This window comes from Kitasatospora sp. NPDC059817, from assembly GCF_042731835.1.
Lineage (GTDB): Bacteria > Actinomycetota > Actinomycetes > Streptomycetales > Streptomycetaceae > Kitasatospora.
Window position 1 is genome coordinate 38646 of record NZ_JBHWIR010000051.1, and the last position, 7266, is coordinate 45911.

Here is a 7266-nt window from a genome sequence, read left to right on the forward strand (position 1 = left end):
TCCCCCCGCCCCACCCCGAGACGCCCCCCCCCCCCCCCCGCGCCCCCCCCCCCCCCGGGGCCGCCCCCCGCCGCCGTCTCACCCCAGCCTGCGCAGCCCGGCGGGCGTGACCGCCAGGTCCACCGGGCGGTCGTGTGGCTCGGCCGGCACCTCGTCCAGCAGCTCGTGCTCGTACAGCAGCACCGCCAGCACCGGCCGCGCGCCCGCCCGCCCCAGCCGGGCCAGCACCCGGTCGTAACTGCCGCCGCCGCGGCCCAGCCGCAGCCCCCGCCGGTCCACCGCCAGGCCCGGCAGCAGCACCACCGAGGCCTCCGTGACCGCCTCCGGGCCGAGCCGCGGGCCGACCGGCTCCAGCAGCCCGCGCCCGGCCGGGGCCAGCTCCTGTGGGCCCTGGTAGGCGGCCCAGTCCAGGTCGTTGTCGGGCAGCAGCACCGGCAGCAGGACCCGTACCCCGCGCGCCCGCAGCGCGTCCAGCAGCGGCCTGGTCCCGGGCTCGGCGCCCACCGACACGTACGCGGCCACGGTGGTGCCCGGCGCCGCCAGCTCCCCGGCGTGCCCGGCCAGCGCGTGCGCGGCCTCCGCGCGCCCGTCGGCGGAGAGTGCGCGGCGCCGGGTCAACAGCCGTGTCCTCAGATCGCTCTTCTCGTTGTGCATCGGATCCTCCGCAACTCTGTGCCGTCGAGCTGTGCCGCCGACCGGTCTCGCCGACTGGTCTCGCCGGCCGGCGCCATCGACGCGCAGAGCCTGACATGCGAAAGGCCGCCGCGATTGTCCACCCCGCTGCTGGTCCAGGCCCTGGCCGTGCTCAGCGCCCCCGCGCTGGCCGGCGCCACCGTGCTCGGGCTGCGGCTGCGCCGGGGCGGCGCCGAAGCCGCCGCCCGGCAGGAGCAGCTGCGCGAGCGGATCGCCGAACTGGAGACCCACTGCGCCGACCTGGAGCGCACCGCCTCCTGCGACCCGCTCACCGGCGTGTGGAACTACCGCCACCTGCAGCTCACCCTGGACCGCGAGATCGAGCGCGCCCGCCGCGCCGAGCGGACCGACCAGCCCGAAGGACCGCGCCCGCTGGCCGTGCTGCTGCTGGAGATCACCGGCTTCGACGCGGTCGTCGCCGAGCACGGCCGCGGCCGTGCCGGTGCGGTGCTGCGCGACCTCGCCCAGCGGCTGGCGATGGAGATCCGCCGCGCCGACACCCTCGGCCGCTACAGCGGCGAGGAGTTCCTGGTGGTGCTGCCGGACACCGGCGCCGAGGGCGCCGTGCAGGTCGCCGAGCGCCTGGTCTGGTCGGTCCGCCGGCACCTGCTGCTCGACTGGTCCTCCGGCCCGCGCGAGTCCCGCCCGGCGCACGGCAACGGCCTCACCGCCGCCGTCGGCGTCGCCGTGCTGCCCGAGGACGGCACCCACGCCGCCGTGCTGCTGCGCGCCGCCGACCGCGCGCTCGCCGAGGCCAGGGCGGCCGGCGGTGACTGCTGGCGGGTCCGCCCGGGCCCCGGCGACCGGTCGGCGGCGCGGCCGGCCGCCCCGCCCGCCGCCGGTGCGCAGCCCAACGCGACTGCCGAGCGTGACCGTTCAAAAAAGCCGGGTAGTCTGTCGCCCTGTGCCGGCGGGGACCCCCTCGCCCAGCCGGTCAATTCCCATACGCCTGCCGCCGTGGCCGGGCCCCGCGACGTGCTGTCCTAGCCGTCGACCGCGCTCGGCCGGGCGAAAACGTGCCTGAGTAAGGTAAACGCATGACGACGACCAACTCCCGAATCCCGGTAACCAAGGCCGTGGTACCCGCGGCCGGACTGGGCACCCGCTTCCTCCCGGCAACCAAGGCCACTCCGAAGGAGATGCTGCCCGTCGTCGACAAGCCGGCCATCCAGTACGTCGTCGAGGAGGCCTCCTCCGCGGGGCTGTCCGACATACTGATGGTCACCGGCCGTAACAAGCGGGCGCTGGAGGACCACTTCGACCGCGCGTACGAGCTGGAGGAGCTGCTCGCCCGCAAGGGCGACGAGGACCGCCTGCGCCGGGTCCGCGAATCCGTCGAGCTGGCCAACATGCACTACGTCCGCCAGGGCGACCCGAAGGGCCTCGGCCACGCCGTCTCGGTCGCCGAGCAGCACGTGGCCGGCCAGCCCTTCGCCGTCCTCCTCGGCGACGACCTGATCGACCCGCGCGACCCGCTGCTCGCCCGCATGATCGAGGTCCAGCAGGAGCTCGGCGGCTCGGTCGTCGCCCTCATGGAGGTCGACCCCTCCCAGATCCACCTCTACGGCTGCGCCGCCGTCAAGGCGAACGGCTTCGGCGAGGACGTCTTCCAGGTGACCGACCTGGTCGAGAAGCCCGAGACGAACGAGGCCCCCTCGAACTACGCCGTCATCGGCCGCTACGTCCTCGACCCGCTGGTCTTCGACGTGCTGCGGGAGACCCCGCCCGGCCGCGGCGGCGAGATCCAGCTCACCGACGCCCTGCGCGAGCTGACCACCCGCGACCCGGAGGCCGGCGGCCAGGTCCACGGCGTGCTCTTCAAGGGCCGCCGCTACGACACCGGCGACCGCGCGGACTACCTGCGCGCTATCGTCCGACTGGCCTCCGAGCGCGAGGACCTCGGCCCGGAGTTCCGCTCCTGGCTGCGCGAGTTCGTCGCCTCCGAGCTGCAGGACTGACACGACGACAGAGAGCGAGCCGCCGATGACCGGGTCCACCCACCACACCACCGGATCCGCCGCAGCCTGCTGCGACGGATCCACGGACCCGGCACCGGCGGCCCCCCGCCTCTGGACGGTGGACGAACACCTCAGCGACGTCCTGGCCGCGGTCGGCCCGCTGCCCGCCATCGAGCTGCAACTGCTCGACGCCCAGGGCTGCCGGCTCGCCGAGGACGTCCTCGCCGACGGCGACCTGCCGCCCTTCGACAACAGCTCGATGGACGGCTACGCCGTGCGCACCGCCGACACCGTCGGCGCCACCGACCCGTACCCCTCGGTGCTCGCGGTCGTCGGCGACATCGCGGCCGGCGCGGGCGAACTGCCCCGGGTCGGGCCCGGCCAGGCTGCCCGGATCATGACCGGCGCCCCCGTCCCGCCCGGCGCCCAGGCCGTCGCCCCGGTCGAATGGACCGACGGCGGCACCGGCACCGGCGTGCCCGCCGACGCGATGACCGCGCCCGTCGAGGACGAGGAGGTCCGCGTCCTGCGCCCGGTCGCCGAGGGCGCCCACATCCGCCGCCGCGGCAGCGACGTCGCGGCCGGCACCAAGGTCCTGGGGGCCGGCACCCGGCTCGGCCCCACCCAGCTCGGCCTGCTCGCCGCGATCGGCCGCGCCACCGTCACGGTCCGCCCGCGCCCCCGGGTCGTGGTGCTGTCCACCGGCAGCGAGCTGGTCCAGCCCGGCGAGCCGGTCGGCCCCGGGCAGATCTCCGACTCCAACAGCTTCACCCTCACCGCGGCCGCCCAGGACGCCGGCGCCATCGCCTACCGGGTCGGCGCCGTCCCGGACCGGGCCGACCGGCTGCGCGCCGTCCTGGAGGACCAGCTCGGCCGGGCCGACCTGATCGTCACCAGCGGCGGGGTCAGCGTCGGCGCGTACGACGTGGTCAAGGAGGTCTTCGAGTCCTACGGCGGCGTCGACTTCCGCAGGCTGCGGATGCAGCCCGGCAAGCCGCAGGGCTTCGGCCGGATCGGCGGCCCGGCCGGCGTGCCGCTGCTCGCCCTGCCCGGCAACCCGGTCAGCGCCTACATCTCCTTCGAGCTGTTCGTCCGCCCGGTCATCCGCACCATGCTCGGCGCCGCCGACGTCCACCGCCCGGTGGTCCGCGCGCTCTGCCCGGCGGCGCTGCGCTCCCCGGCCGGCCGCCGGCAGTTCCTGCGCGGCCGCTACTCGGCGGCGGACGGCACCGTCGAGCCGGTGGGCGGCGCCGAGTCGCACCTGGTCGGCGCCCTGGCCCGGGCGAACTGCCTGATCACCGTCCCCGAGGCCGTCACCGCCCTGCCCGCCGGCAGCGAGGTCGACGTGGTCCTGCTCGGTTCCTAGGACATGTCCCGCGGACCAGGCCCCTCCCACGGGGTGGGGCGGGGGAGCTGTACGGTAGCGCGGTATTCCACCTGCGCGCCCCTGGAGCCACCCGTGACGACACCTCCCCCCGGTGACCGCCTCACCCACGTCGACGACCAGGGCGCGGCCCGGATGGTCGACGTCTCCGAGAAGGCCGCCACCGCGCGCACCGCCGTCGCGGCCGGCCGGGTCCGGGTCTCCCCGAAGGTGGTCGAGCTGCTGCGCGGCGAGGGCGTGCCCAAGGGCGACGCCCTCGCGGTGGCCCGGATCGCCGGGATCATGGGCGCCAAGAAGACCCCCGACCTGGTCCCGCTCTGCCACCCCATCGCCGTCTCCGGCGTCACGGTGGACCTCACGGTCGCGGACGACGCCGTCGAGATCACCGCCACCGTGAGGACCGCCGACCGCACCGGCGTCGAGATGGAGGCGCTGACCGCCGTCGCGGTGGCCGGCCTCACCGTCATCGACATGGTCAAGGCCGTGGACAAGGGCGCCACCATCGAGTCCGTCCGGGTGCTCAGCAAGACCGGCGGCAAGAGCGGCGACTGGTTCGCGCCGGAGGCGGGCGAGTGAGCGGGCGGAACGGGTTCACCATCGAGGGGGCGGGCGCATGAGGGCGCTTGCGGTAACGGTCTCCAACCGGGCCTCGGCCGGCGTCTACGAGGACAGGGGCGGCCCGCTGCTGGTGGCCGGTCTGACCGCGATGGGCTTCACCGCCGACGGCCCCCGGGTCGTCCCGGACGGCGAGCCGGTGGAGGCCGTCCTGCGCGAGGCCGTCGCGGCCGGCTACGACGTCGTGCTCACCACCGGCGGCACCGGCATCTCGCCGATGGACCTCACCCCGGAGATGACCGCCCGGGTGATCGACCGGCAGGTCCCCGGCATCGCCGAGTCCATCCGCGCGTACGGCCGGGAGAAGGTGCCGACCTCGGCGCTCTCCCGCGGGCTGGCCGGGCTCGCCGGACGTACCCTGATCGTCAACCTGCCGGGCTCGACCGGCGGCGTCAAGGACGGCCTGGCCGTCCTCGAACCGCTGCTCGCCCACGCCGTCGACCAGCTCGGCGGCGGGGACCACCCCCGGCCGGACGCACCAGCTTCCGGGAGAGCGCACTGAACGCCGGCTGGCCGGTAGAACTCCACGAGGGGGAGGTCGTGCTGCGCCCGATCCGGGCCCGCGACCAGCGCGAGTGGCAGGAGGTCAGCCTCCGCAACCGGGACTGGCTGCGCCGCTGGGAGGCGACCGTCCCGCCCGGTCCGGCCGGGCAGGCCGCCGGGCCGCGTCCGACGTTCCGGCAGATGGTGCGCTTCCTGCGCGGTGAGGGCTCGGCCGGGCGGATGCTGCCCTTCGTCGTGCTCTACAAGGGCCAGCTGGTGGGCCAGCTGACCGTCGGCGGCATCACCTGGGGCTCGATGTGCTCGGCGAACGTCGGGTACTGGATCGACGAGGCGGTGGCCGGCCGGGGCATCATGCCGACGGCCGTGGCGCTTTCCGTCAACCACTGTTTCCGCACCCTCGGCCTGCACCGGATCGAGGTCTGCATCCGCCCGGAGAACGGCCCGAGCCGCCGGGTGGTGGAAAAGCTCGGCTTCCGCTCGGAGGGAATCCGCCCGCGCTATCTCCACATCGACGGCGCCTGGCAGGACCACCTGGTGTACGCGCTGACCGCCGAGGAGGTGCCGGAGGGGATGCTGGAACGCTGGCGGTCGATCAGTTCAGGTCACGGGCCAAGTAATTGAATATATGTTCGAATCAAATATCGATATGGCATCGCCGCGACGGCGGACTGGCACAAATACCGGCAAAATAGTCGGAGAATCAGCTTGATCACACGACACGCCGAGCCAAATTGCTGCCAGGCCTTCCCGGCGCCCGTACGGTGTGGGTCGTGAGCAGTAGCGGCCTTATCTACGCCGTCATCGTAGGGGCCTGGGCCGCCTATCTGGTGCCGATGTGGCTCCGCAGGCAGGACGAACTCAACGAGGCGCGCCCGACGGAGCGCTTCAGCACCGCCATCCGCCTGCTGGCCGGGCGTTCGGGGCTGGAGCGGCGGGCAGCCCGGGCCCTGGGCGACGAACCGCGTGACGACGAGCACAGCAGCGACGGCCCTCCCGGACGGGACGGGGCCGCCTCAGGCGACCCCGCGGCGGACTCCGCGCCGCCCGCCGTGGAGCCCGAGTCCTCGGCCTCCGTCGAGCCTCCACCCGCGCCGGTACCGGTGTCCGCGACCGCGCCCGCGCCCTCGCCCGAGCGGGGTGCCCGGGGAGAGCGTCCGGGCTCCGCGCCGCACGGCGGGGCGCAGCGCCGGGCCCGGCTGCTGGCCCGCCGGCGCCGGATGGTCACCGCCCTCTTCCTGGCCTTCGCGCTCGGCGCCGTGGTCGCGGCGGTGGCCGGACTGGCCTTCCTCTGGGTCCCGGCCGTCCCGGCGACCCTCCTCACCCTGTACATCGGCCACCTGCGCAAGCTGGAGCGCCAGCGCTACGAGGTGAAGCTCGACCGTGCCCGGGCCGCCCAGGCGGCCGAGCGGCTGCGCAAGCGCGAGCAGCAGCGCGCCGCGGCCCGGAGCGTCCCCGCCGAGGCCGTCGACACCCAGGCCCACACCCAGGTCCACACCCAGCCCCACGTCCGGGCCCACGCCCCGGCTCGTGCCCAGGCCCCGGCCGCCGAGGGGCGGGCCGGACGCCGCCCGCACCTGCGGCTGGCCGCCGACCCCGGCGAGGCCGCCGTCTCCGCGCCGTCCGCCTCAGCGGTGGCCGAGGCGACCGAGCACGAGGAGTGGGTCGACGGCATGCGCGAGCGCGGTGCGGCCGGCCCGGACTCCTGGGAGCCGGTGCCCGTCCCGCTGCCGACGTACGTCACGGCGCCGGTCGCCCCCCGGGTCTCCCGCGGCCTCGACCTGACGGCCCCCGGCACCTGGACCGCGGGCCGCCCCGCCGAGTCCGCCCGCAACACCCCGCTGTTCGACCAGTACGCCGAACCGTCGGCCCCCGACGCCCGCCCCCGCGCGGCCAACGAGTGACCTCCCCGGCCCCCGGACCAGCACCGCATCCCCGGGGGTGGTCACGGACCCCCTCCGGAAGGTGCTAGAGTTTCTTCTCGTTGGGGCTGTGGCGCAGTCCGGTAGCGCACCTCGTTCGCATCGAGGGGGTCAGGGGTTCGAATCCCCTCAGCTCCACCCAACAGAAGCCCCCCCCCCGCGGGAGAACCGGCGGGGGGTGTGGCTTTTGCGG

At 75.2% G+C, this 7266-nt stretch carries 8 protein-coding genes and 1 tRNA gene; 8 read left to right on the top strand and 1 reads right to left on the bottom strand.

From position 1 onward, the window contains the following. Positions 1-78: 78 nt before the first annotated feature. Complete coding sequence (locus tag ACFV61_RS13760; RefSeq protein WP_063348083.1) at positions 79-654, bottom strand: 5-formyltetrahydrofolate cyclo-ligase; 576 nt, start codon at positions 652-654, stop codon at positions 79-81. A 114-nt stretch (positions 655-768) separates the two neighbouring features. Here ACFV61_RS13760 and ACFV61_RS13765 point away from each other — a divergent pair, with 114 nt between their 5' ends. The 8 genes from ACFV61_RS13765 (at position 769) to ACFV61_RS13800 (ending at position 7211) form a co-directional block, all read left to right on the top strand. Next, positions 769-1680 (top strand): GGDEF domain-containing protein, encoded by a 912-nt coding sequence (locus ACFV61_RS13765; RefSeq protein ID WP_380345735.1) that lies wholly within the window; start codon positions 769-771, stop codon positions 1678-1680. Between the two features lie 50 nt (positions 1681-1730). Next, positions 1731-2651 carry a UTP--glucose-1-phosphate uridylyltransferase GalU gene (galU, locus tag ACFV61_RS13770; RefSeq protein WP_063348081.1) on the top strand — a complete coding sequence of 307 codons (921 nt, stop codon included), beginning with the start codon at positions 1731-1733 and terminating at the stop codon, positions 2649-2651. Positions 2652-2676: 25 nt separating this feature from the next. Beyond that, positions 2677-4017, top strand: a complete 1341-nt coding sequence (gene glp / locus ACFV61_RS13775) for a gephyrin-like molybdotransferase Glp (protein ID WP_380491765.1) — start codon at positions 2677-2679, stop codon at positions 4015-4017. Positions 4018-4170: 153 nt separating this feature from the next. Then, the gene (moaC, locus tag ACFV61_RS13780) at positions 4171-4611 is read left to right on the top strand and encodes a cyclic pyranopterin monophosphate synthase MoaC (RefSeq protein ID WP_063351185.1); all 441 of its coding nucleotides are present in this window, start codon (positions 4171-4173) and stop codon (positions 4609-4611) included. 37 nt (positions 4612-4648) lie between these two features. Beyond that, positions 4649-5152 (top strand): molybdenum cofactor biosynthesis protein B, encoded by a 504-nt coding sequence (locus tag ACFV61_RS13785; RefSeq protein WP_063348079.1) that lies wholly within the window; start codon positions 4649-4651, stop codon positions 5150-5152. A 38-nt stretch (positions 5153-5190) separates the two neighbouring features. Next, positions 5191-5775: a GNAT family N-acetyltransferase gene (locus tag ACFV61_RS13790; protein WP_380372783.1), complete on the top strand. Its 585-nt coding sequence runs from the start codon at positions 5191-5193 to the stop codon at positions 5773-5775. Positions 5776-5924: 149 nt separating this feature from the next. Further along, positions 5925-7055, top strand: a complete 1131-nt coding sequence (glpR, locus tag ACFV61_RS13795) for a gephyrin-like molybdotransferase receptor GlpR (RefSeq protein ID WP_380491768.1) — start codon at positions 5925-5927, stop codon at positions 7053-7055. A gap of 82 nt (positions 7056-7137) precedes the next feature. Beyond that, positions 7138-7211: transfer RNA gene (locus ACFV61_RS13800), tRNA-Ala, on the top strand. Positions 7212-7266 lie beyond the last annotated feature (55 nt).